The sequence below is a fragment of the Pseudomonas sp. BIC9C genome (assembly GCF_034541995.1).
Lineage (GTDB): Bacteria > Pseudomonadota > Gammaproteobacteria > Pseudomonadales > Pseudomonadaceae > Aquipseudomonas > Aquipseudomonas fluorescens_CC.
The window spans coordinates 128319-150404 of record NZ_JAWDGM010000002.1; the positions used below are offsets into that span (position 1 = coordinate 128319).

General features: G+C 62.4%; 17 protein-coding genes and 2 pseudogenes. 5 read left to right on the forward strand and 14 right to left on the reverse strand.

Annotation, left to right across the window (positions count from 1 at the left end):
• The first annotated feature begins 155 nt into the window (after positions 1–155).
• Entirely contained in the window at positions 156–596 is a 441-nt protein-coding gene (locus tag RS887_RS10685) for a carboxymuconolactone decarboxylase family protein (RefSeq protein WP_322615358.1), read from the forward strand.
• A gap of 12 nt (positions 597–608) precedes the next feature.
• Here the strand turns inward: RS887_RS10685 and RS887_RS10690 are convergent, their stop codons facing one another.
• Both RS887_RS10690 and RS887_RS10695 read right to left on the reverse strand, forming a co-directional pair.
• Positions 609–2201: a DHA2 family efflux MFS transporter permease subunit gene (locus RS887_RS10690; protein WP_322615359.1), complete on the reverse strand. Its 1593-nt coding sequence runs from the start codon at positions 2199–2201 to the stop codon at positions 609–611.
• The gene (locus RS887_RS10695; RefSeq protein WP_322615360.1) at positions 2198–3319 is read right to left on the reverse strand and encodes an HlyD family secretion protein; all 1122 of its coding nucleotides are present in this window, start codon (positions 3317–3319) and stop codon (positions 2198–2200) included. Before RS887_RS10695 ends, RS887_RS10690 begins: the two co-directional genes overlap by 4 nt.
• A gap of 419 nt (positions 3320–3738) precedes the next feature.
• Between RS887_RS10695 and RS887_RS10700 the strand changes: the two genes are divergently transcribed.
• Positions 3739–4089: a hypothetical protein gene (locus RS887_RS10700; protein ID WP_322615361.1), complete on the forward strand. Its 351-nt coding sequence runs from the start codon at positions 3739–3741 to the stop codon at positions 4087–4089.
• Positions 4090–4950: 861 nt separating this feature from the next.
• Here the strand turns inward: RS887_RS10700 and RS887_RS10705 are convergent.
• Both RS887_RS10705 and RS887_RS10710 read right to left on the reverse strand, forming a co-directional pair.
• Positions 4951–6152: pseudogene (locus RS887_RS10705) on the reverse strand (acetyl-CoA C-acyltransferase family protein).
• A pseudogene (locus RS887_RS10710) lies at positions 6149–6930 on the reverse strand (enoyl-CoA hydratase-related protein). The pseudogenes RS887_RS10705 and RS887_RS10710 overlap by 4 nt, the downstream one beginning before the upstream one ends.
• Positions 6931–7144: 214 nt before the next feature.
• On the opposite strand from RS887_RS10710, the gene RS887_RS10715 reads away from it, so the two are divergent.
• The 3 genes from RS887_RS10715 to RS887_RS10725 are packed head-to-tail and all read left to right on the forward strand — an operon-like array spanning position 7145 to position 10614.
• On the forward strand, positions 7145–8251 hold the full coding sequence (locus tag RS887_RS10715) for a polyamine ABC transporter substrate-binding protein (RefSeq protein WP_322615362.1): 1107 nt from the start codon (positions 7145–7147) through the stop codon (positions 8249–8251).
• Between the two features lie 39 nt (positions 8252–8290).
• Positions 8291–9709: an aminotransferase gene (locus RS887_RS10720; protein ID WP_322615363.1), complete on the forward strand. Its 1419-nt coding sequence runs from the start codon at positions 8291–8293 to the stop codon at positions 9707–9709.
• Positions 9706–10614: a helix-turn-helix domain-containing protein gene (locus RS887_RS10725; RefSeq protein WP_322615364.1), complete on the forward strand. Its 909-nt coding sequence runs from the start codon at positions 9706–9708 to the stop codon at positions 10612–10614. Before RS887_RS10720 ends, RS887_RS10725 begins: the two co-directional genes overlap by 4 nt.
• A 230-nt stretch (positions 10615–10844) precedes the next feature.
• Here RS887_RS10725 and paaZ read toward each other — a convergent pair whose 3' ends face one another.
• From paaZ to paaH, 10 genes are all read right to left on the reverse strand, one after another.
• Entirely contained in the window at positions 10845–12899 is a 2055-nt protein-coding gene (paaZ, locus tag RS887_RS10730; protein WP_322615365.1) for a phenylacetic acid degradation bifunctional protein PaaZ, read from the reverse strand.
• Between the two features lie 165 nt (positions 12900–13064).
• Positions 13065–14141, reverse strand: coding sequence for a 1,2-phenylacetyl-CoA epoxidase subunit PaaE (gene paaE, locus RS887_RS10735; RefSeq protein WP_322615366.1), 1077 nt, complete (start codon positions 14139–14141; stop codon positions 13065–13067).
• Between the two features lie 34 nt (positions 14142–14175).
• Positions 14176–14709, reverse strand: coding sequence for a 1,2-phenylacetyl-CoA epoxidase subunit PaaD (gene paaD, locus RS887_RS10740; RefSeq protein WP_322615367.1), 534 nt, complete (start codon positions 14707–14709; stop codon positions 14176–14178).
• On the reverse strand, positions 14696–15457 hold the full coding sequence (gene paaC / locus RS887_RS10745) for a 1,2-phenylacetyl-CoA epoxidase subunit PaaC (protein ID WP_322615368.1): 762 nt from the start codon (positions 15455–15457) through the stop codon (positions 14696–14698). The genes paaD and paaC overlap by 14 nt, the downstream gene beginning before the upstream one ends.
• Positions 15458–15465: 8 nt before the next feature.
• Entirely contained in the window at positions 15466–15747 is a 282-nt protein-coding gene (gene paaB, locus RS887_RS10750) for a 1,2-phenylacetyl-CoA epoxidase subunit PaaB (protein WP_007943393.1), read from the reverse strand.
• Positions 15748–15775: 28 nt separating this feature from the next.
• A complete protein-coding gene (gene paaA / locus RS887_RS10755) occupies positions 15776–16765 on the reverse strand; it encodes a 1,2-phenylacetyl-CoA epoxidase subunit PaaA (protein ID WP_085718506.1) in 990 nt (329 codons plus the stop codon).
• Between the two features lie 729 nt (positions 16766–17494).
• The gene (gene paaK / locus RS887_RS10760; protein WP_322615369.1) at positions 17495–18820 is read right to left on the reverse strand and encodes a phenylacetate--CoA ligase PaaK; all 1326 of its coding nucleotides are present in this window, start codon (positions 18818–18820) and stop codon (positions 17495–17497) included.
• Between the two features lie 99 nt (positions 18821–18919).
• Positions 18920–20131, reverse strand: a complete 1212-nt coding sequence (pcaF, locus tag RS887_RS10765; RefSeq protein WP_322615370.1) for a 3-oxoadipyl-CoA thiolase — start codon at positions 20129–20131, stop codon at positions 18920–18922.
• Positions 20124–20573: a hydroxyphenylacetyl-CoA thioesterase PaaI gene (gene paaI, locus RS887_RS10770; RefSeq protein ID WP_322615371.1), complete on the reverse strand. Its 450-nt coding sequence runs from the start codon at positions 20571–20573 to the stop codon at positions 20124–20126. The genes pcaF and paaI overlap by 8 nt, the downstream gene beginning before the upstream one ends.
• Positions 20566–22083: a 3-hydroxyacyl-CoA dehydrogenase PaaH gene (paaH, locus tag RS887_RS10775; RefSeq protein ID WP_322615372.1), complete on the reverse strand. Its 1518-nt coding sequence runs from the start codon at positions 22081–22083 to the stop codon at positions 20566–20568. The genes paaI and paaH overlap by 8 nt, the downstream gene beginning before the upstream one ends.
• Between the last annotated feature and the right edge of the window lie 3 nt (positions 22084–22086).

Sequence of the window (22086 nt, forward strand, 5' to 3'; positions counted from 1 at the left end):
CCAAAAGTGAAGAGTGAAACCCATCACACCCGCGCCTCCACCGACAACCAGGAAGGCACCGCCAATGGCCTCCTCGACTTTTGAAAAATTGGCTATTTGTGTAAACCGGGCGCGGGACTAACGTAGTCACACACCCACTTGCCCTGGAGCACGCCATGAAACCCCGTATCGATTTCTATACCGCTTCGCCTGACGCCCTCAAAGCGATGATCGCGTTGGAAACAGCGGTTTCGAAATTGCCGCTGGAAAAAAACCTGGTCGAACTGGTCAAGCTGCGTGCCTCGCAAATCAACGGCTGCGCCTTCTGCATCGACATGCACACCGCCGATGCGATCAAGGGCGGTGAAACCCCGCGCCGCCTGTTCGCCGTGACAGCCTGGCGCGAAGCACCGTTCTTCACCGAGCGCGAACGCGCTGCGCTGCTCTGGACCGAATCCCTGACCCAGCTCAGCCTGACCCACGCTCCTGATGAAGACTACGAAGTAGTCAGTGCCCAGTTCTCGCCCAAGGAAATGGTCGACCTGACAGTGGCCATCAGCACCATCAACAGCTGGAACCGTCTGGCCGTAGGCTTCCGCAAAATGCCTCAGGCCTGACCGGCACAAGCATCAATGCGCATCGGCACTCGGCGCGGCCGGTGGTTGCACCTTGCGCATCAAGGGCACCATCGCCGTGGCGATGATGAAACAGACCATGATCATCAAGAACGCGTCGCCGTAGGTTTGGGTCTGGGCTTCGCGGTAGGTCAACAACCATAGCTGATGCAGGCTGGCGGTGACCCCGGCGTCACCGCTCTGGCCGAGGGCGGCGAAGTTGTTGCCGACCTGGGACAGCCATTGGTTGAGCGCCTCGTTGGTGCTGTTGAGGTTCTCCGCCAACCGGGTGAAATGCAGGTTGGTGCGATCATTGAGAATGGTCGCGCACGCGGCGATGCCGATAGCCCCACCCAGGTTGCGCATCAGATTAAACAACCCCGACGCATGCTTAAGCCTTGCCGGCGCCAGGCCGCCGAGGGTCAAAGTCACCGCGGGCGGTACCGCCAGTTGCTGGGCAATTCCGCGAAAGGCTTGCGGCAGCATCAATTCCTTGGCCCCCCAGTCATGGGTGATCGGGCTGAAATCCCACATCGACAAGGCGAACAGCCCCAGGCCGGTCATCATGATCCAGCGCAGGTCGACGCGGTTGGCGAGAAAGGCGTACAGCGGAATCGCCATGATCTGGAACACCCCGGTGGAGAAAACCGCCAGACCAATGTCCAGCGCACCGTAGCCACGCACCCGGCCGAGGAACAGTGGCGTCAGGTAAATCGTGGCGAACAGGCCGATGCCGGTGACAAACGAGAAGAAACAGCCGAGGGCAAAGTTGCGATCCTTCAAGGCGCGCAAATCGACAATCGGATTGGCCACATGCAAGGTGCGGCCGATAAAAGCCAGCCCGGCAAGGCCGCTGATCCACGCCGTGGTCAGGATCGTGCGGTCGCTGAACCAGTTCCAGCGCGGGCCTTCTTCGAGGGTGTATTCCAGGCAGCCGAGGAACAGCGCCAGAAACACCATGCTCAGATAATCCGCGCCCTTGAGCAGCGACAGTTCCGGCTGGTCGATTTTCACCAGCATCGGTACGGCCACGGCGACAAAGATGCCGGGGACCAGGTTGATGTAGAACAGCCAGTGCCAGGACGAGATGTCGGTGATCCAGCCCCCGATCACCGGTCCCAGGGTCGGTGCCAATGAGGCCACCGCGCCGATGGTCGCGGCGGCGATGACCCGTTGCTTGCCGCTGAAGAATACGAAGGCCGTGGTGAACACCATCGGGATCATCGAACCGCCCAGAAAGCCTTGCAGGGCGCGGAAGGCGATCATGCTCTGGATGTTCCAGGCCACGCCGCACAGCAGGCTGGTCAGGGTGAAACCCACCGCCGACGCACAAAACAGCCAGCGCGTGGAAAACACCCGGGAGAGCCAGCCCGACAGCGGGATCACGATGATTTCGGCGATCAGGTAACTGGTCTGTACCCACGCGGTTTCATCGGTGCCGGCGGAGAGCCCGCCGCCGATGTCACGCAACGAAGCCGAGACAATCTGGATATCCAGCAGCGCAATGAACATGCCGATGCACATGCTGGCAAAGGCGAAGACCTTGGTCGCCGTTGCCATGTTCGCGGCATTGAATGGCTGCGCCGGGGCGGTGAGGGCGCGGCTCATGGCGCGCTGGCCACGGTTGGCGCTTCAGGCTCCTTGCGCGTGTCGACTTCGGCGGTGACCGACAACCCCGGACGCAGGTGACCGAGCACACTGTCAGCCGGATCGAGGTGAATCCGCACCGGCACTCGCTGCACGATCTTGGTGAAGTTGCCGGTGGCGTTTTCCGGCGGCAACACACTGAATTGCGAGCCGCTGGCCGGTGCGAGGCTGTCCAGGTGACCATGAAATTCCTGCCCGGAAAGCACGTCGGCATGAATCACCACCCGTTGCCCCGGCACCATGCGTGCCAGTTGGTCTTCCTTGAAGTTGGCATCGACCCACAGACCGCTGGTCGGCACCACCGAGAGCAATTGCGAGCCGGCCTGGGCATAGGCGCCAACCCGTGCCCGACGATTGCCGATCACACCGTCAACCGGTGCCTTCAGTTCGGTGTAGCCGACATTCAATTGCGCCAGATCGCGCTCGGCCTTGGCCTGGATCAGGGCGGCCCGGGCCTGTTGTTTCTGGGTATCGATCACATTCAACTGGCGTTGTGCGGCCAGCAATTCAGCCTGGGCGCGGTTGCTTTGGGCCTGGGCCGTCTTGAACGTGGTATTGGCGCGCTGGGCGCTTTCCACCGAGACGGCGTTGGTGATCACCAGTTTTTTGTAGCGGGCATCGTCATCCCGCGAACGGGCGGCTTCGGCACCGGCGGCGTCGATGCCGGCGCGGGCCTGGCCGATGACGGCCTGCTGCAGTTGTTCGGTGGCGTCGAGGTTGGCCAGCAAGGCTTCCTGGGCGGCCACTGCGCCTTCGGCCTTGGCCAGGTTGGCGCGGTAGTCGCGCGAATCGAGACGGATCAGCACATCGCCTGCCTTGACCTTCTGATTGTCGGTCACCAGCACTTCGTCGATATAACCCGCCACTTTCGGTCCGATCACCGTTACGTCGCCGCCGATGTAAGCGTCGTCGGTTTCCTCGATGAAACGCCCGGCGCTCCACCAATGCGCGCCATACACACCGGCCAACACCAACGCAGCGATTCCCATGGTGGGCAACAGCAGGCGTTTGAGCAGGGGAGGTTTGGCGGCAGTCACCGGGGCAGCCAGGTCGGGTTCAACGGTGGGCATGCTGGTCATGGAGGATTACCTGTTGGAGCGGTGGATAATTATGATGGCTGTAATATGACGTATGTAATATTTTGTGGCAAATGGTTTTTGCTGCCGGTCGTCAGGTGGTTTGTTCCGGGAGGATCAGATGGCGAAGCGTTGCAGGACAGTCCGCTTTCGCGGGCAAGCCCGCTTGTGTCTTGACCAGGGGGCAGAGAGGCGGGTGGATTGATGGAAGGCGACCAGTTACGGGGGAAAACATCAAGGCACTCCGAGGCTGCAATCTTTTGACCTGGAGCAAGTCATTGTGAACTCGACGTAGTCATACTGACTCTATTTTTCTGTGGTCAGTATGACGCTCGTAAAATTAACTTATTGATATAAAACGATTCTTTAAATGGCATGCTTTGTGATTTTGATATGGCATTGACTCGAAGAAGGAATTTGCCATGTCTCACTCCATTCCCCTCGGATTCACGCTCTGCCTGTTGCTTTCCCCCCCGTGCATGGCCGATCAGGTCGTGCGCGAAGTGCCCGATACCACCGCCGGCAAAGGTTATGGTGCCCTGACCGGATTGATGGTGGGCGCAGTGGGTGGGCCTGTTGGCGCATTGGTCGGTGCTGGCGCCGGATTCTTTGCCGGCGGTTCGATTCAGCAAGCCGCTGGTCTCACGGAAACCGCGTATGAAGTGAAGGACGCCCGAGGCGAAATCAGCACCGTACGCTCACCCAATGCCCGCTTCGAACCGGGTCAGCAGGTGGCACGCAAGGGGCTGCGTCTGGTGCCGCAGGGCAGCTGACGCCTCACACCACCTTTTCAGGGGGTTCCCGTTTTGGCGGGCAGACGAGCCGCACCTCGTCTGCCCGTTTTTTTATGGGGGCAGCGAATGTGTACATATCCATTTCTTCGGTAACGGCCACTGATGGTTCCGCCCTGACGGCGGGTTACTTGGAAGAGCGCCAAGTAACCAAGCGCTTTATCCCCTGACGTACGGCCCTTCGCTTAGGCTCAGGGTTCCCTCGCTCGTCCTGCTCCGTGGGCCCGCCGCGATCGGCCATCCATGGCCGTACGCGGCTAACCCGGCATCCATGCCGGGTTGCCCACTGCGCAGAACCTGCGCTCGGCCTCTCGACGGGGCAGGGCAGATCAAAAGCAAAAGCAAAAGCAAAAGCAAAAGCGAGGCGGCCTGCTGCGGGCCGACCTGGCTATCGTGGCTGTACTCAATTTTCTGTAGGAGCGAGCTTGCTCGCGAAAAATGCCCAGACAACGTGTTCATCCAGACACCCCGCGTCATCGTTGACGTCCATCGCGAGCAGGCTCGCCCTACAGGGAATCGGGGACGCCAGCCAAAGCCAGGTCGGCTGTCAGGCCGCCTCGCTTTGGCTTTGGCTTTTGATCTTCTTGCCCCTCGAGAGGCCGAGTGGAGGTTCTGCGCAGTGGGCAAACCGGCATGGATGCCGGTTTAGCCGCCGCCGGCCATGGATGGCCGATGGCGGCGGGCCCACGGAGCAGGACCGGAAGGAGGGCATGCCGAGCCTAAGCGAGGCACCGAACGTCAGGGGCAAAGCGTTTTGGTTACTTTGGCGCTTTTCCAAAGTAACTCGCCGTAAGAGGGCGAAACCATAAGTGGCCGTAACCGCAGCAATGGATATGTACGCGGTTAAAGCCCCAAGTCAGCCCTTTCAAACCCGCTCAAAATCGCCGCAATCCCCTGACCACCACCAATGCACATGGTCACCAGCGCGTAACGGCCACCGGTGCGGTGCAGTTCGTGGATGGCCTTGGTGGCGATGATTGCGCCGGTTGCGCCTACCGGGTGGCCCAGGGCGATGCCGGAACCGTTCGGGTTGACCTTGGCTGGGTCGAGGTCCAGTTCCTGGCTGACGGCGCAGGCCTGGGCGGCGAAGGCGATGTTGGCTTCGATCACGTCCAGGTCGGCGATGGTCAGGCCGGCGCGCTTGAGCGCCAGGCGCGTGGCCGGGATCGGGCCCAGGCCCATGAATTCCGGTTCGACGCCGGCATGGGCGTAGCTGACCAGGCGGGCAAGGGGTTTCAGGTTATTGGCCTGGACCGCGTTGCCGGTGGCCATGACCAGTGCGGCGGCGCCGTCGTTGAGGCCCGAGGCGTTGCCGGCGGTGACCGAGCCGTCCTTCTTGAACGCCGGCTTCATCGCCGCCAGCTGTTCCAGGGACGTGGCGCGCGGATGCTCGTCGACGCTGAACAGTTTGGTGCCCTTGCGATCCTGGATTTCCACGGTCGCGATCTGCTCGCCGAAGTAGCCGTTGGCAATCGCATGGGCGGCGCGTTTCTGGTCTTCCAGGGCCAGGGCGTCCTGCATCTGGCGGGTGATGCCATTGCGCTCGGCGACGTTCTCGGCGGTGATGCCCATGTGGATGCCATGGAAGGGGTCATGCAGGATCCCGAGCATGTAGTCGATGACCTGGGCGTTGCCCATGCGCGAACCCCAACGGGCCGAAGGCATCAGGTAGGGACCGCGGCTCATGGATTCGGCACCGGCACCACGACGATTTCAGCATCGCCCAGCAGCAGTGTCTGCGCAGCGTTGATGATGGCTTGCAGGCCCGAACCGCACAGGCGGTTGACGTTGTAGGCAGGGGTTTCCTTGGGGATGCCGGCATTCATCGCCGCGACGCGGGAGATGTAGGCGTCGCGGGTTTCGGTCGGGATCACGTTGCCCATCACCAGATGGCCAACGAGCGCCGGGTCCACGGCGGCCCGTTGCAGGGCCGCTTTTACGGCCGTGGTCGCCAGGTCGGCCAGTGGCACGTCCTTGAGCGAACCGCCGAAGGTACCGATGGCGGTACGGGCGGCACTGACGACGTAGATTTCCGGAGTGTTCATGGCTGGTTTCCTTTCGGTGGATTCTTATCTGTACTGCGATTGAGCAGGGCGTTCAAGGCGGTTTTCGCCTCGTCGGTGTTCAAGCGCTGAATGAACAGGGTGTTTTCTTCGCGCAGGGTGGCTTCCAGTTCGGCCAGGGAAGCCTGTTTCATCAGTTGCCGCGATTGGCGCAAGGCTTGCTGGGGCATGGCCAGAAAGCGCCGGGCGATTGTTGTGGCCGCCGCCAGGCATTGTTCGCCGTCATCGAAGGCTTCGTTGGCCAGGCCCCAGGCCACCGCTTCATTGCCGTCCAGGCCATTGCCCAACAGGAGCAGGCTCGCGGCACGGGCATGGCCGAGCCGGCGTGGCAGCAACAGGCTGGCGCCAAATTCGGGGCACAGGCCGATGTTGACGAACGGCATGCGCAACTTGGCGTTGCGGGTGACCAGCACCTGGTCGCAATGCAACAGCAACGTGGTGCCGATGCCGATGGCGGCCCGCAGACTGCCGCAATCAGCGGCTTTTGCAGGCGCGTGACGACTTTCATCAGGCGGAACGCCGGGGCGTCCAGATGCGTCGGCGGATGCTGGAGGAAATCCACCAGGTCATTGCCGCTGGTAAAGCAGGCCGGGCCGCCGGTGAGGATGATCACGCCGGTCTGCGCGTCTTCGTCTGCAGCCAGCAACAGGTCGGCCAGTTGCGTGTACATGGCGTTATTCAGCGCGTTGAGCTTGTCCGGGCGGTCGATGGTCAGCGTCAACACGCCGTCGCGTTGCTCGTGTTTGATCAGATGGGTCATCCCAGGCTCCGCAGGGTCGGTTCAGGCTGCCACTTTAAGCGCCGGACAAACCCCGGATCTATGGCAAAACGGGTCAACTGCGCTGCCGCTTTTTGCCATGCCGGTGAGCCAAAACGACACACACCCATTCGGGGTATGGTTCCGCCCGGCGAATCCGCCAATAGTGAGGGCATCCGCTCATCCAGAGCCGAACTCGCTATAAGGTGCATTTGCTATGGGCAAGACGCTGCTTAAGGTGATTTCCAGTCTGTTTGTTGTACCGCTGGCATTGAATGCCTACGCCGCTCAAGTGGACGACAGCAATACGCTGCGGTTGTACAACTGGGCGGATTACATCGGTGAAAAAACCGTGGCCGACTTCGAAAAGGCCACCGGCATCAAAGTCATCTACGACACCTTCGATGCCTACGAAACGGTGCAGGCCAAATTGCTCACCGGCCACTCCGGTTACGACCTGATCGTGTTGAACGCGTCCCTCGCGCCACCGCTGATCAAGGCCAGGGTGTTCCAGCCGCTGGATAAAAAGCTGCTGCCGAGCTGGAACAATCTCGACCCGAAAGTCTTGCAGGACCTTCAGGGGTACGATCCGGGCACCACCTACTCGGCGCCCTACACCTGGGGCAGCAATGGCGTTACCTACAACGTCGACAAGATCAGGGAACGCATGCCGGACGCGCCGATCGGTTCGCTGGCAATGATCTTTGATCCGAAGATCGTCTCGCGCTTCGCCGATTGCGGCGTGACCCTGCTCGACGCCCCGACCGAAGTCATCCCCATGGCCTTGAAGTACCTGGGACGTGATCCACGCAGCGCCGCACCGGAGGATCTGAAAGCCGCGCAGGACTTGCTGCTGTCGGTGCGGCCGTACATCCGCAAATTCGACTCGGTCAATTACCTGACCAGCCTGCCCAACGGCGATGTGTGCATGGCTATGACCTGGTCCGGCGACTACGCCACGGCCATGGCCCGCGCCGCAGAAGCCAAGAAGAAGATCGACCTGGCGTACTTCATCCCCAAGGAAGGCTCGCTGATCTGGTTCGACAACCTGTACATCCCGGCGGACGCGCCCCACGTCGCCAATGCCCACAAGTTTCTTGAGTACCTGATGCAGCCGCAGGTCATGGCGGATGTGAGCGATTTCATCAATTACGCCAACAGTAACGCCGCGGCCACGCCGTTGTTGAGCGCCGAGGTGCGCAACAACCCGGCCATCTACCCCGATGCGCAGACCCGCGAGCGTCTGTTCCCGCAGAAGACCCAGGACGCCAAGGACATGCGGGCGATTACCCGGGTCTGGAGCACCGTGAAAAGCGGCATCTGATTTGTTCGATCGTTAGTCAATTCGGTTAGAGGTTTACTTATGGCGACTCCAACACGCACCGTACTTTCGCCGGCGGATGAGTCCAGACTGGTCAAGGCCGACAAGGCCCATCACATGCACGGCTACCACATGTTCGACGAGCACGCCGAACAAGGTTCGTTGAACATCGTCGCAGGCGACGGGGCCTACATCTACGACACCCAGGGCAACCGCTTCCTCGATGCGGTGGGTGGCATGTGGTGCACCAATATCGGCCTGGGTCGCGAGGAAATGGCCGAGGCCATCGCCGACCAGGTGCGCCAACTGGCCTATTCGAACCCGTTTTCCGACATGTCGAACAACGTCGCCATCCAGTTGTGCGAAAAGCTCGCCAGCCTGGCTCCCGGCGACCTCGACCATGTGTTCCTGACCACCGGCGGCTCCACCGCCGTGGACACCGCGTACCGGCTGATCCAGTACTACCAGAACTGCCGGGGCAAACCCGAGAAGAAGCACGTCATCGCCCGGTTCAACGCCTATCACGGCTCCACCACCCTGACCATGTCGATCGGCAACAAGGCCGCCGACCGCGTGCCGGAGTTCGATTACGCCAACCCGCTGATCCACCACGTTTCCAACCCGAACCCGTACCGCGCGCCCGACGGCATGGACGAGGCGCAGTTCCTCGAGTTCCTGGTCAAGGAGTTTGAAGACAGGATCCTGTCGATTGGTGCGGACAAAGTGGCTGCGTTCTTCGCCGAGCCGATCATGGGCTCGGGTGGGGTGATCATTCCGCCCCGGGGCTATCTCAAGCGCATGTGGAACGTCTGCCAGCGCTACGACATCCTGTTCGTGGCCGATGAAGTAGTGACCTCGTTCGGGCGGCTGGGCAAGTTCTTCGCCTCCCATGATGTGTTTGACGTGCAGCCGGACATCATCACCACCGCCAAGGGCCTGACATCGGCTTACCTGCCGCTGGGCGCGTGCATCTTTTCCGAGCGCATCTGGAAAGTCATCGCCGAGCCGGGCAAGGGCCGCTGTTTCACCCACGGCTTCACCTACAGCGGCCACCCGGTGTGCTGCACGGCGGCGCTGAAGAACATCGAAATCATCGAGCGGGAAAACCTGCTGGCCCATGTCGACACGGTGGGGGCGTATCTGGAGGAGCGCCTGGCAACCCTGCGCGACTTGCCGCTGGTGGGCGATGTGCGCTGCCAGAAACTCATGGCCTGCGTGGAATTCGTCGCCGATAAACGCACCAAGGCGCTGTTCCCTGACGAGATCAACATCGGCGAGAAAATCCACTCGCGGGCCCAGGCCCGGGGCTTGCTGGTGCGGCCGATCATGCACCTCAACGTGATGTCGCCACCGTTGATCCTGACGTTTGCCCAGGTCGATGAAATCGTCGAGACCTTGCGGGTGTGCATCCTTGAAGTGGCGGCCGAGCTTGAGCAGAGCGGCCAGTATTTCGGCCAATGATTTCATCCGTCAGACTGTTACCAAGGGCATGCTCACCCGCTAGACTGCGGGGCATGAGCAAACCAAACGACGATACGCTGATCGCAATGCCCTTTGGGGCATTGCACAAATGGCATGGGGGCATGCGCGAGGCATTCGCCCATATCGATGAGCCTGACGCCCTGCAATACCTGGCGTCAGCGTTGGCGCAGCTGGTGTCCGTCGAGTCGATGATGATCAGCCTGGAGCGCAAGGACCGCGCGCCACAGTTGCTGCATCAGCGCGGGATTGCGCAGGAGTATCAGGTCTCGATTCTTGAACGCTATTTTTCCGGGGGCTATCTGCTCGACCCGTTTTGCCTGGCGGTGGAGCAGGGGTTGGCGCAAGGGTTCTATCACCTGGAGGAGATTGCGCCGGACAACTTCTTCGACAGTGACTACTACAAGACCTATTACCTGAATGCAGGCTGTTCGGAAGACAGCTACTACATCGTCGATACCGCTAATGACACGAAGATTTCGGTCAGCCTCTTTCAAGGTTTTGGCGGTGAGTGCCTGTGCGCGGAACAACTGAACCTGCTGCGCGCCGTCGAACCGCTGGTGCGTGAATTCATCAGCGAATTCAGTCAACGCGGAATGCTGCGCAGTTGCCGGATCCAGTGCGATAAAGACCAGGGCCTGCGCGATGATCTCAAGCACCGGGTGCAGTCGGCTTTCGAGCATTTCGGCAGCGAGGTGCTCACCGAGCGTGAGCGGGAAGTGGCGCACATGGTCCTGCGCGGGCATTCGGTGAAGTCCACCGCCAGCCAGATGAACATCTCGCCGGAAACCGTGCGCATGCACCGCAAGAATCTGTACCTGAAGCTGGAAGTGGGGTCGCAGTCGGAGTTGTTTGCGTTGTTTATCGAGTGGTTGCGCAAGCACTGACTTTTCAGGTTTACCAATAACCTGTGGGAGCGAGCTTGCTCGCGATGGCGGAGTGTCAGACGCCATTGATGTTGACTGACAAACCGCTATCGCGGGCAAGCCCGCTCCCACAGTGATTAGTGGATGCCGCAGATTTTGTACTCAACCGAGAACCCTGTGGGAGCGGCGGTGCGACGATTCGACTTGCCCGCGAAGAGGCCAACACAGCCCACAGAGATTCCGGACGAGAATCAATCCTCGCGTTTGACCACCAAGGTCAAAATGTCATAACTGGCCACCAGCTCACCCAGCTGGTTGGTGACTTCCACATCCCACGCCACCACCCCTTGCGGGATGCCTTGCGGGCTCTTCTTGCCCTGGTCGATCTTGCGCTTGCAGGTCAGGCGCGCCTGGATGGTGTCGCCGATGCCCACCGGGTTGATGAAGCGCAAGGTGTCCAGGCCATAGTTGGCCAGTACCGGGCCAGGAGCCGGCGACACGAACAGGCCGGCCGCCGCCGACAGCACGAAGTAACCGTGGGCGATACGCTTGCCGAATTGCGATTCCTTGGCCGCGATCTCGTCGAAGTGCATGTAGAAGTGGTCGCCCGACAGGCAGCCGAAGTTCACCAAGTCGGCTTCGGTGACGGTGCGACGGTGGGTCAGCAACGACTCGCCGATCTGCAGGTCCTGGAAGTAGCGACGGAACGGATGCACGTCGGTTTCGATGACCTTGGCGCCGCGCACGTACTCGCCGGTGACCGCTGCCAGCATGGTCGGCGAACCTTGCACCGCCGCGCGTTGCAGGTAGTGTTTCACTGCGCGCAGGCCACCGAGTTCTTCACCACCACCGGCACGACCCGGGCCGCCGTGCTTGAGTTGTGGCAGCGGCGAACCGTGGCCGGTGGATTCGCCGGCGCAGTTGCGGTCCAGCACCAGCAGGCGACCGTGCAATGCAGCGGCCACCGGAATGGCTTTGGCGGCAATCTGCGGATCCTTGGTTACCAGGCTGGCCACCAGGCTGCCTTTGCCGCGAGCGGCCAGGGCCAATGCTTCGTCGAGATCGTCGTAGGCCATCAAGGTGCTGACCGGGCCGAACGCTTCGATGTCGTGTGCACCACCTTCAGCGTGCGGGTCCCGGGCCTGCAACAGGGTCGGGGCGAAGAACGCGCCCTGGCTGACATTTTCGCCCCGTGGTTCGAAACCATCGCGAGCACCGAACAACATGTCGCTGCTCTGCAACAGGCTTTCCAGACGCTCGGCCACGTCCTTCTGCTGGTCGTGGGACGCCAGCGCACCCATGCGTACGCCTTCCACCGACGGGTCGCCAACCACCACTTTGGCCAGGCGATCACGCAGGCGCGTGGCCACTGCATCGATGTGTTTGGCCGGCACGATGGCGCGGCGGATGGCGGTGCATTTCTGCCCGGCCTTGGTGGTCATTTCCCGGGCGATTTCCTTGATGAATAGCTCGAATTCTTCGTCGTCCGGGGTCACGTCCGGGGCGAGGATCGCGCAGTTCAGCGAGTCGGCTTCGGCGGTGAACGGTACCGAGTTGCGGATCAGGTTCGGGTTGACCCGCAGCTTGGCTGCGGTGTCGGCGGAACCGGTGAAGGTCACCACGTCCTGGCCTTGCAGACGGTCGAGCAGGTCGCCGGTGCCGCCGATGATCAGTTGCAGGCTGCCCGCTGGCAGCAGGCCGGATTCGTCCATCAGGCGCACCACCGCTTCGGTCAGGTAGCTGGTGGCGCTGGCTGGCTTGACGATGCACGGCATGCCGGCGAGGAAGCTCGGCGCGAACTTTTCCAGCATGCCCCAGATCGGGAAGTTGAACGCGTTGATGTGCACCGCCACGCCACCACGAGGCACCAGGATGTGGGTGCCGGCGAAGGTGCCGAGCTTGCTCAATTGCAGCGCCGGGCCTTCGTGGACGACGTTGCCCGATGGCAGTTCCCGCGAGCCGAGGCTGGCGTAGGTGAACAGCGTGCTGTTGCCGCCTTCGATATCGATCCAGCTGTCGGCACGGGTTGCACCGCTGTGATGGGAGATCGCGTAGAGCTGTTCCTTGCGCTCGCTCAGGTACAGAGCCAGGGCCTTGAGACGCTGGGCGCGTTGCTGGAAGTCCAGGGCCATCAGGCCGCTGATACCTTGGCGGCGACCGTGTTCGATGGCCTCGGCGAAGTCCGGGCGTTCTTCGTGGGTACGGGCGATTTCATGGCCGTCGATGGCGCTGCGCAGGATTTGCGCACCGTGTTGGCCGATCCAGCGACCGGCGATGAAGCTTTGCAGGGTAGGGGCGTGGGACATGTTGGCTCCTGGAATCAAAAGGGTTGGGTCGCCGCAGGACCCTGTGGGAGCGGGCTTGCCCGCGAAGGCTTAATTTCAGGCGACATCAATGGTGAATTTGATGGCCTCATCGCGGGCAAGCCCGCTCCCACAGGGATCGATGCAAATTTCTGCGGGAGCGGTGTTTCAGAGCTGGTCGAAATCCAGCACCACCTTGTCGCTGATCGGGAAGGCCTGGCACGACAGCACATAGCCGGCGGCCACTTCGTAGTCTTCCAGGGCGTGGTTGCTGTCCATTTCCACTTCGCCTTCGATGACCTTGCACTTGCAGGTCGAGCACACGCCGGCCTTGCACGAGTAGGGCAGCTCCGCACCTTGCTCGTTACCCGCATCGAGGATGCTCTGGCTGTTGCGCGGCAGGTCGAAGGCGAGGGCGCGGCCGTCGCTGATCACGGTGATCTGGCTGACCGCCGCATCGACCTGGCGGGCGGCTTCGCGGGCGGCACGCTTTTGCTCGCTGCCGGCGGCGGCGAACAGTTCGAAATGGATGCGCTCAGGCTGCATGCCCTTGGCCTTGAGGCTGTCGCGCACGGTCTCGGTCATTTCCTGCGGGCCGCAGATGAACGCGGCGTCGAGGGCCTTGACGTCGAGCCAGCGGCTGAACAGCTGCTCGCATTTCTCGGCGTTGATCCGGCCGTTGTACAGGTCGACATCCTGCTGCTCGCGGCTGAACACGAAGATCAGATTCAGGCGTTGCAGGTAGCGGTTCTTCAAGTCCTCAAGCTGTTCGCGGAACAGCGCTCCGGAGCTGGAGCGGTTGCCATACAGCAGGGTCACGCGGCTGTGGGGCTCGGTTTCCAGGGTGGTCTTGATGATCGACAGGATCGGTGTGATCCCGCTGCCCGCCGCAACCGCCAGGTAGTTGCCATGGCGCGTCGGGTCGAGTTCGACGCAGAAATGCCCGGCGGGCGGCATGACTTCCAGGCTGTGCCCGGCCTTTAATTGCTCGTTGGCGAAGGCAGAAAAACGCCCGCCGGCCACGCGCTTGATCGCCACGCGCAGCTCACCGTCGTTGACCCCGGTGCAGATCGAGTACGAGCGGCGTACTTCTTCGCCGTCCAGTTGGGTGCGCATCACCAGGTGCTGGCCCTGGGTGAAGTGGAAGCTGTCTTGCAGGTCCTGGGGAATCTCGAAGGCGATGGACACCGCGTCACGGGTCTCGGCGCGCACGTCCTTGATGGTCAGGCTGTGAAATTTGCTCATTGTTGTTCTCCAGCTGGGACGGCCGATTCGCCGCTCAGATGCACTTGAAATAGTCGAACGGTTCCCGGCAATCGACGCAGCGGTACAGGGCCTTGCAGGCAGTGGAACCGAACTCGCTGAGCACCTCGGTGTGGGCGCTGCCGCATTGCGGGCACACAACCTGCGGGCTTTCGCCGAGCAGGCTGCGCTTGCTGGTGCTGCCCTCGGGCGGCGCGATGCCGTAGGCGCGCAGGCGTTCGCGGCCGCTGTCGCTGATCCAGTCGGTGGTCCAGGCCGGGGTCAACTTGCGCTCCAATTGCGGCGCCTTGAATCCGGCGAGTTCCAGCGCATCGCGGATATCGCTCTCGATCACTTCGGTGGCGGGGCAACCGGAGTAAGTCGGCGTGACCACCACGTGCAAGTGACCGGCCTGCCAGTCCAGATCGCGGACAATCCCCAGGTCGACCACGCTGACCACCGGCACTTCCGGGTCCATGACCTGCGCCAGGGTCGCCCACGCGGCGGCCAGGTCGGTCGGTTGAGCCGGCCGGGCACCGAGGTCACTGGCGATCAGCTCACCAGGTTGCATCGGGGTACGCTCGTGGCAGGAACTGCATTTCGGCCAGCAGAATCCCCAGGTGTTCGGTGTGCAGGCCCTTGCGCGCATTCAGGTAGAAATAGCTCGGTGCGGCGGGCACGGGCAGGGTAGCGCTGGTGAAGATCTGCTCGACTTTGGCTTGCCACTGCGCGGCGACGCTGGCGATGTCCGGAGTGATGCCGGCTGCGCACAGGCGCTGTTCGCTGTCATCGGCGGCGATCAGTTCCACGGTGAAACGCCAGACCTCGGGAATGGCCGCGAGCATGCGCTTGTGGCTTTCCTCGGTGCCGTCCCCCAGGCGCTCGACCCACTCGCCGGAGCGGCGCAGGTGATAGGTCACTTCCTTCAGCGCTTTGGCGGCGATCCCGGCGATGCGTTCATCGCTGGACTGGCTCAGGCCCTGCAACACCGGCAGGTGCCAGGCGTCATACAGGAACTGCTTGAGGATGGTCACCGCGTAATCGCCGTTGGGTTGTTCCACCAGCAGCAGATTGCGATAGGCACGTTCGTCGCGTCGGAACGCCAGGTGATCGGCATCGCGGCCGTCGTCCAGCAGTTCGGCGGCGTACTCCAGCCAGTTGCGCGCCTGGCCCACCAGGTCGAGGCCGACGTTCATCAGCGCCAGCTCTTCTTCCAGTGCCGGTGCCTTGCCGCACCACTGGCACAGGCGCTGGCCCTGGATCAGGGCGCTGTCGCCGAGACGCAGCAGGTATTCGATCAGATCAGTCTTGTTGTCCATGGTCGACCTCACATGTGTCCGACTTCGGCCGGCAGCTCGTAGAAGCTGGCGTGGCGGTAGACCTTGTCGTCCGACGGATCGAACAGCGGGTCCTTTTCATCCGGCGACGAAGCGGTGATCAATGCCGAAGGCACCACCCACAGGCTCACGCCTTCGCTGCGACGGGTATAGAGCTCTCGCGCGTTTTCGATGGCCATGGTGGTGTCGGCGGCATGCACGCTGCCGACGTGCTTGTGGTTGAGGCCGTGCTTGCTGCGCACGAAGACTTCGAAGAGGGTCCACTCGGACATTTCAGTTACTCCACATCTGGTGGCCGGATCAGGCGGCGTTCTTGTTTTGTTTTTTGCGGGCGTGGGCGACGGCGGCTTCACGAACCCAGGCACCGTCTTCAATCGCCTTGCGGCGGGTGGCGACGCGTTCCTGGTTGCATGGGCCGTTGCCCTTGAGCACTTCGTAGAATTCGTTCCACTGGATTTCGCCGAAGTCGTAGTGGCCGCGCTCGGCGTTCCACTTCAGGTCCGGGTCGGGGCAGGTGCAGCCCAGCAACTCCAGCTGCGGGATGGTCTGGTCGATGAAGCGCTGGCGCAGCTCGTCGTTGCTCTGACGCTTGATTTTCCAGGCCATGGACTGGGCGCTGTTCGGCGAGTGTTCGTCGCTCGGGCCAAACATCATCAGCGACGGCCACCACAGGCGGTTGATCGCGTCCTGGACCATGTCTTTTTGCGCCTGGGTACCGTGACGCATCATGGTCAGGAGGATTTCGTAGCCCTGGCGCTGGTGGAAGCTCTCTTCCTTGCAGATGCGGATCATCGCCCGCGAATACGGGCCGTAGGAGGTGCGCTGCAGCACCACCTGGTTGACGATCGCCGCACCATCCACCAGCCAGCCCACTGCACCCATGTCGGCCCAGTTCAGCGTCGGGTAGTTGAAGATGCTCGAGTACTTGGCCTTGCCGCTGTGCAGCTTGGCGATTTCTTCATCGCGGTCGGCGCCCAGGGTTTCCATGGCGCTGTACAGGTAGAGGCCGTGGCCGGCTTCGTCCTGGATCTTGGCCATCAGTTGCAGTTTGCGTTTGAGCGACGGGGCGCGGGTGACCCAGTTGCCTTCGGGCAGCATGCCGACGATTTCGGAGTGGGCGTGCTGGGAAATCTGCCGGATCAGGGTCTGGCGGTAGGCATCTGGCATCCAGTTCTTCGCTTCGATCTTGATTTCTGAATCGATTTTTTCCTGGAAGGCGCGTTCCTCTTCGGACATTTCCGAGAGGTCTTTTATGCGCTTGACGCCGGTTTCTACGAGCTGTGCGTACATTTTTGGTCTCCCGCCTTGAATCTGTTCTGAGGCATGGAGAACTTTATAAGCGATACATAAATTAATATCAAACAAAAAATGACGTGTCGTATTTGTTTTTTGTATCGCTTTGGGATGAATGGGGGGAGGTCGGCGTACATATCCATTTCTTCGGTAACGGCCACTGGCGGTTTCGCCCTTACGGCGACTCACTTTTTTTTCAAGCGCCAAAAAAAAGTAAGCAAAAAAAGGCTCGCCCCGAGCGTCCGGTCCCTCGCTAAGGCTCGGCGTTCCTTCGCTCCGGCATTCATCCGGGGGCATTGCCCTCCGGTTGGCTTCGCTGCACCTACATGCAATGTGTTCGACTGCGTCGAACGGCGCTGCGCGCCATTCCCCGGATGAACGCCTCCACTCAGCCTCCCGAAGGGGCGGGCAGATCAAAAACAGCCGAGGCGAGCTGACACTCGACCTGTTTGCAGGGTGTACGCCGTCCCCTGCGAACGCGCGTACCTGTGGGAGCTGGCTTGCCAGCGATGGCGGCCTAACAGCCGACCTGATTTGCGCGGATGTACCCAATCCAAATGTGGGAGCGAGCCTGCTCGCGATGAGCCTGAGATCGCCGCTGGGTATCAGGCAGCCCGTGTCATGGTTGACATCCATCGCGAGCAGGCTCGCTCCCACAGGGCAGGCAGGGCGGTGAAGTGGGCAAAAAAAAGCCCCGCATCAGCGGGGCTCAAAGGGGTGCAGCAGTCATGCTTTAGGGCGTTTATCCACCACGTGGCAAGCTTTGCCCTCCGATCGCTTGATCGAATGGAACGGCTGCAAAACGATCCGCGAACTGATTCCGATATACGTCTTGATGTGCTTGCTCAATTCGCCACAAACAGCCTTCTGCTGTTCGTCGCTCAGGTGCTGATGCTCGGCCTTGAGTTCGACGTGCACGTCAACGCTGTCCAGGTTGCCATTGCGATACAGATGGATCTCGTAGCACTCGGCAAGCTGTTTGACTTTGAGGACCTGCTCCTCGATTTGCGTCGGAAACACGTTGACCCCGCGGATGATCAGCATGTCATCGCTGCGCCCAGTGATCTTGTCGATGCGTCGCATCGGCCGTGCGGTGCCCGGCAGCAGGCGCGTCAGGTCGCGGGTGCGGTAGCGGATCATCGGCAGGGCTTCTTTGCTCAGGGAGGTGAACACCAGTTCGCCCATCTGCCCGTCCGGCAGTACTTCGCCGGTGACCGGGTCGATGATTTCCGGGTAGAAGTGGTCTTCCCAGATGGTCGGGCCGTCCTTGGTTTCGGCGCATTCCATGGCCACGCCCGGGCCCATGATTTCCGACAGGCCGTAGATGTCCAGGGCGGTGATGCCCATGCGGGCCTCGATGGCGCTGCGCAGTTCGGCGGTCCACGGCTCGGCACCGAAGATGCCCAGGCGCAGGGCCAGTTTGTGCGGGTCGATGCCCTGGCGCTCGATTTCGTCGGCGATGTTGAGCATGTAGGACGGCGTGACCATGATGATGTCCGGCTGGAAATCCTTGATCAGTTGCACTTGTTTTTCGGTCTGGCCGCCGGACATCGGGATCACCGTGCAGCCCAGGCGTTCGGCACCGTAATGCGCGCCGAGGCCGCCGGTGAACAGGCCGTAGCCATAGGAGATGTGCACTTTGTCGCCACGATGGCCGCCAGCGGCGCGGATCGAGCGGGCCACCACATTGGCCCAGGTGTCGATGTCGTTCTGGGTGTAGCCGACCACGGTCGGTTTGCCGGTGGTGCCGCTGGACGCATGCAGGCGCACCACGTCGCTCATCGGCACGGCAAACATGCCGTAGGGGTAGTTGTCCCGCAGGTCGGACTTGGTGGTGAAAGGGAATTTCGCCAGGTCGTCGAGGGACTTGAGGTCGTCGGGGTGCACGCCCAGCGCATCGAAGCGCTGACGGTACAGCGGCACGTTGTTGTAGGCGTGGTTCAGGCTCCAGCGCAGGCGCTCCAGCTGATGCTGGCGCAGCTCGTCGATGCTGGCGGTTTCCAGCGGGTCCAGCACAGGATTCAGCACGGCTTGGGCAATTGGCATGTTCATGTGTTCACTCGAATTGTTTTTGTGTTCCAGCCCCTGCGCGCAGGGGCTTTGAGTGCATGCCCCAAGGATACCTCTCGGCTCCTCGGGAATCGCGATTCTTTAGTGGGATAGACGCTCGATGATCAGCGCGATCCCCTGGCCGACGCCGATGCACATGGTGCACAGGGCGTAGCGGCCGTTACTTTCTTCCAGCTCATGCAGGGCGGTGGTGACCAGTCGTGCGCCGCTCATGCCCAGCGGATGGCCAAGGGCGATGGCGCCGCCGTTGGGGTTGACCCGCGGATCGGTGTCGCTCAAGCCCAGTTCGCGCAACACCGCCAGACCTTGTGCGGCGAAGGCTTCGTTGAGCTCGATCACGTCCATGTCCGCCAGGCTCAGGTTGGCCAGTTCCAGCACCTTACGCGTCGCCGGCACCGGGCCGATGCCCATGATCCGGGGTTCGACGCCGGCAGTGGCCATGGCCACGACCCGGCCACGGGCGGTCAGGCCGTGGCGTTTGGCGACTTCCGGGCTGGCCAGCAACAGGGCGCAGGCACCGTCGTTGACCCCGGAGGCGTTACCGGCGGTGATGCTGCCGCCTTCGCGGAACGGCGTACCCAGTTTGGCGAGCTGTTCAAGGGTGGTGTCGCCGCGTGGGTGTTCGTCGTGCTCGACCACCTTGGCCGGGCCTTTGCGCTGGGGGATTTGCACCGCAACGATTTCCTTGGCCAGGCGTCCGCTGGCCTGGGCTGCGGCAGCGCGTTGCTGGCTGCGCAGGGCGAAGGCGTCCTGGTCGGCCCGGGAGATGTTGAACTGTTCGGCGACGTTCTCTGCCGTTTCCGGCATGGAGTCGATTCCGTAGGCCTTTTTCATCAACGGATTGACGAAGCGCCAGCCGATGGTGGTATCGAAGATTTCGGCCGCACGGGAAAACGCCTGCTCGGCCTTGCCCATCACCAGTGGCGCGCGGGACATGGATTCAACGCCGCCGACCAGCATCAACCCGGTTTCGCCGCTGCGAATCGCCCGGGCGGCGGTGCCGATGGCATCGAGCCCGGAGCCGCACAGGCGATTGAGGGTGGTGCCCGGCACGCTGACCGGCAAGCCGGCCAGCAACGCCGACATGCGCGCGACGTTGCGGTTGTCTTCGCCGGCCTGGTTGGCGCAGCCGTAGATCACGTCGTCGACCGTGCTCCAGTCGACTTGCGGGTGGCGGCGCAGCAGTTCGCGCAACGGCACCGCGCCGAGGTCGTCGGCGCGCACGCTGCTCAGGACGCCAGCGTAACGGCCGATGGGGGTGCGTACCGCGTCGATGATCAGGGCGTCATTCATTCGGGGTCTCCTGCGTCAGCACCGGGCCGCGCACTTTGTAGGATTTGCCATGGAACAGGGCGATCAACTGGCCCTGCTGGTTTTCGATACGTACGTCGTAGTTGCCGGTGCGGCCGGAGCGGCTTTGCTCGATGCAGTCGGCATTCAGCGTGTCGCCCAGGCGTGCCGGGGCGATGTAGTCGATGCTGCAACCGATGGCCACCGTGGCCTCGTTGTAGCTGTTGCAGGCAAAGGCAAACGCCGAGTCGGCGAGAGCGAACAGGTAGCCGCCGTGGCACGTGCCGTGGCCCTGGACCATGTCGGCCCGCACGGTCATGCCGACCCGGGCGCAACCGGGGCCGGCGGACAGCAAACGCATGCCCATGGCCTGGCTGGCGGTGTCGCGCTGGAACAACGCTTGCGCGCAGTCGCTGGCCAGGTTCATCGCTTCGTGGTTAGTCATGGAAGGTTCTCCCTTCGGCGACCCGGCGGCGCAACAACAGCGATGGCCGGTAGCGTTCTTCGCCGTAGGTGGCTTGCAGGTTGTCCAGCACGGTCAGGATGTGGGGAAGGCCGATGGTGTCGGCCCAGGCCAGCGGGCCCTGGGGATAATTGACCCCGGCGCGCATGGCCAGATCGATGTCGGCGGCCGAGGCCACGCCTTGCAGCAGGGCGTCGGCGGCTTCGTTGGCGAGCATGGCGACAGTGCGCAGGACGGCGAGGGCCGGGCTGTCGCTGAGCAGGCTGACCTTGAGGTCGGCGCGTTGCAGCAGGGCCACGCCCTGTTCGAGTGCCAGTGGATCAATGCCGTTCGAGTAGCTGATGGCGATGCGCTGGGCCTTGGCATAATCGTGGGCCAGATCCAGCAGAATCAGGTTACGCAGCCCGTCTTCCCGGGCGCGCTGGCAGGCCATGCGGCCGTCACTCAGGGCCAGCACCGCGTCGCCGACCCGCAGTAAGCCGCGACCATCGCGCCGGATAACTTTAATGCCTTGCTCGCTCAAGCGCGCCAGCAAACCCTGGGCGATGCCAAGGTCACCTTCGGCGATACAAGTTTCGACGCTCGCGCTGCCGCTGATTTCAGCGGCTTGCGGACGCTCGGCGCCTTGGGCGTAGCTGTAGAAACCCTGACCGCTTTTGCGCCCCAGACGTCCGCCGTCCACCAGTTCTTTCTGGATCAGCGATGGCAGGAAGCGGGTGTCCTGGTAATAGGCGTCGAACACCGAACAGGTCACGGCGTAGTTGACGTCGTGGCCGATCAGGTCAGTCAGTTCGAACGCGCCCATGGCAAACCCGCCGGCTTCGCGCATCAGTGCATCCAGCGTCGGGCAATCGGCAGCGCCTTCCTGAAGCATTCGCAGGCTCTCGGCGTAGAACGGCCGGGCCACGCGGTTGACGATGAAGCCCGGCGTGGAGCGGGTGTGCACCGGTTTCTTGCCCCAGGCCTTGGCGGTGTCGTACAGGCATTCGGCGAGTGCCGGATCGCTGGCCAGGCCGGAGACGATTTCCACCAGTGCCATGACTGGCGCCGGGTTGAAGAAGTGCAGGCCGAGCAGGCGTTCTGGACGCTCAAGCTGCGCGGCGATGCTGGTGATCGACAGCGATGAGGTGTTGCTGGCCAGGATGCAGTGCTCGCCGCAGATGCCTTCGAGCTGGCGAAACAGTGCGCGCTTGACCTCAAGGTTCTCGACGATGGCTTCGATGATCAGGTCGCAGTCGGCCAGGGCTTCGATGGCTTCCACCGCTTGCAGGCGGGTGAGGGTGGCGCTGCGCGCTTCGGCGGACAGCTTGCCGCTTTCGACCCGTTTGCCCAGTTGCCGGTCGATGTTTTCGATGGCCTGCGCCGCCGCGCCGGGGCGGTTGTCCAGCAGCAATACCGGATGACCGGCCTGGGCCGCGACCTGGGCGATACCGGCGCCCATGGCCCCGGCGCCGATCACCGCAACGCGTGCAGTCGTATTCAGTGCGGTCATGTC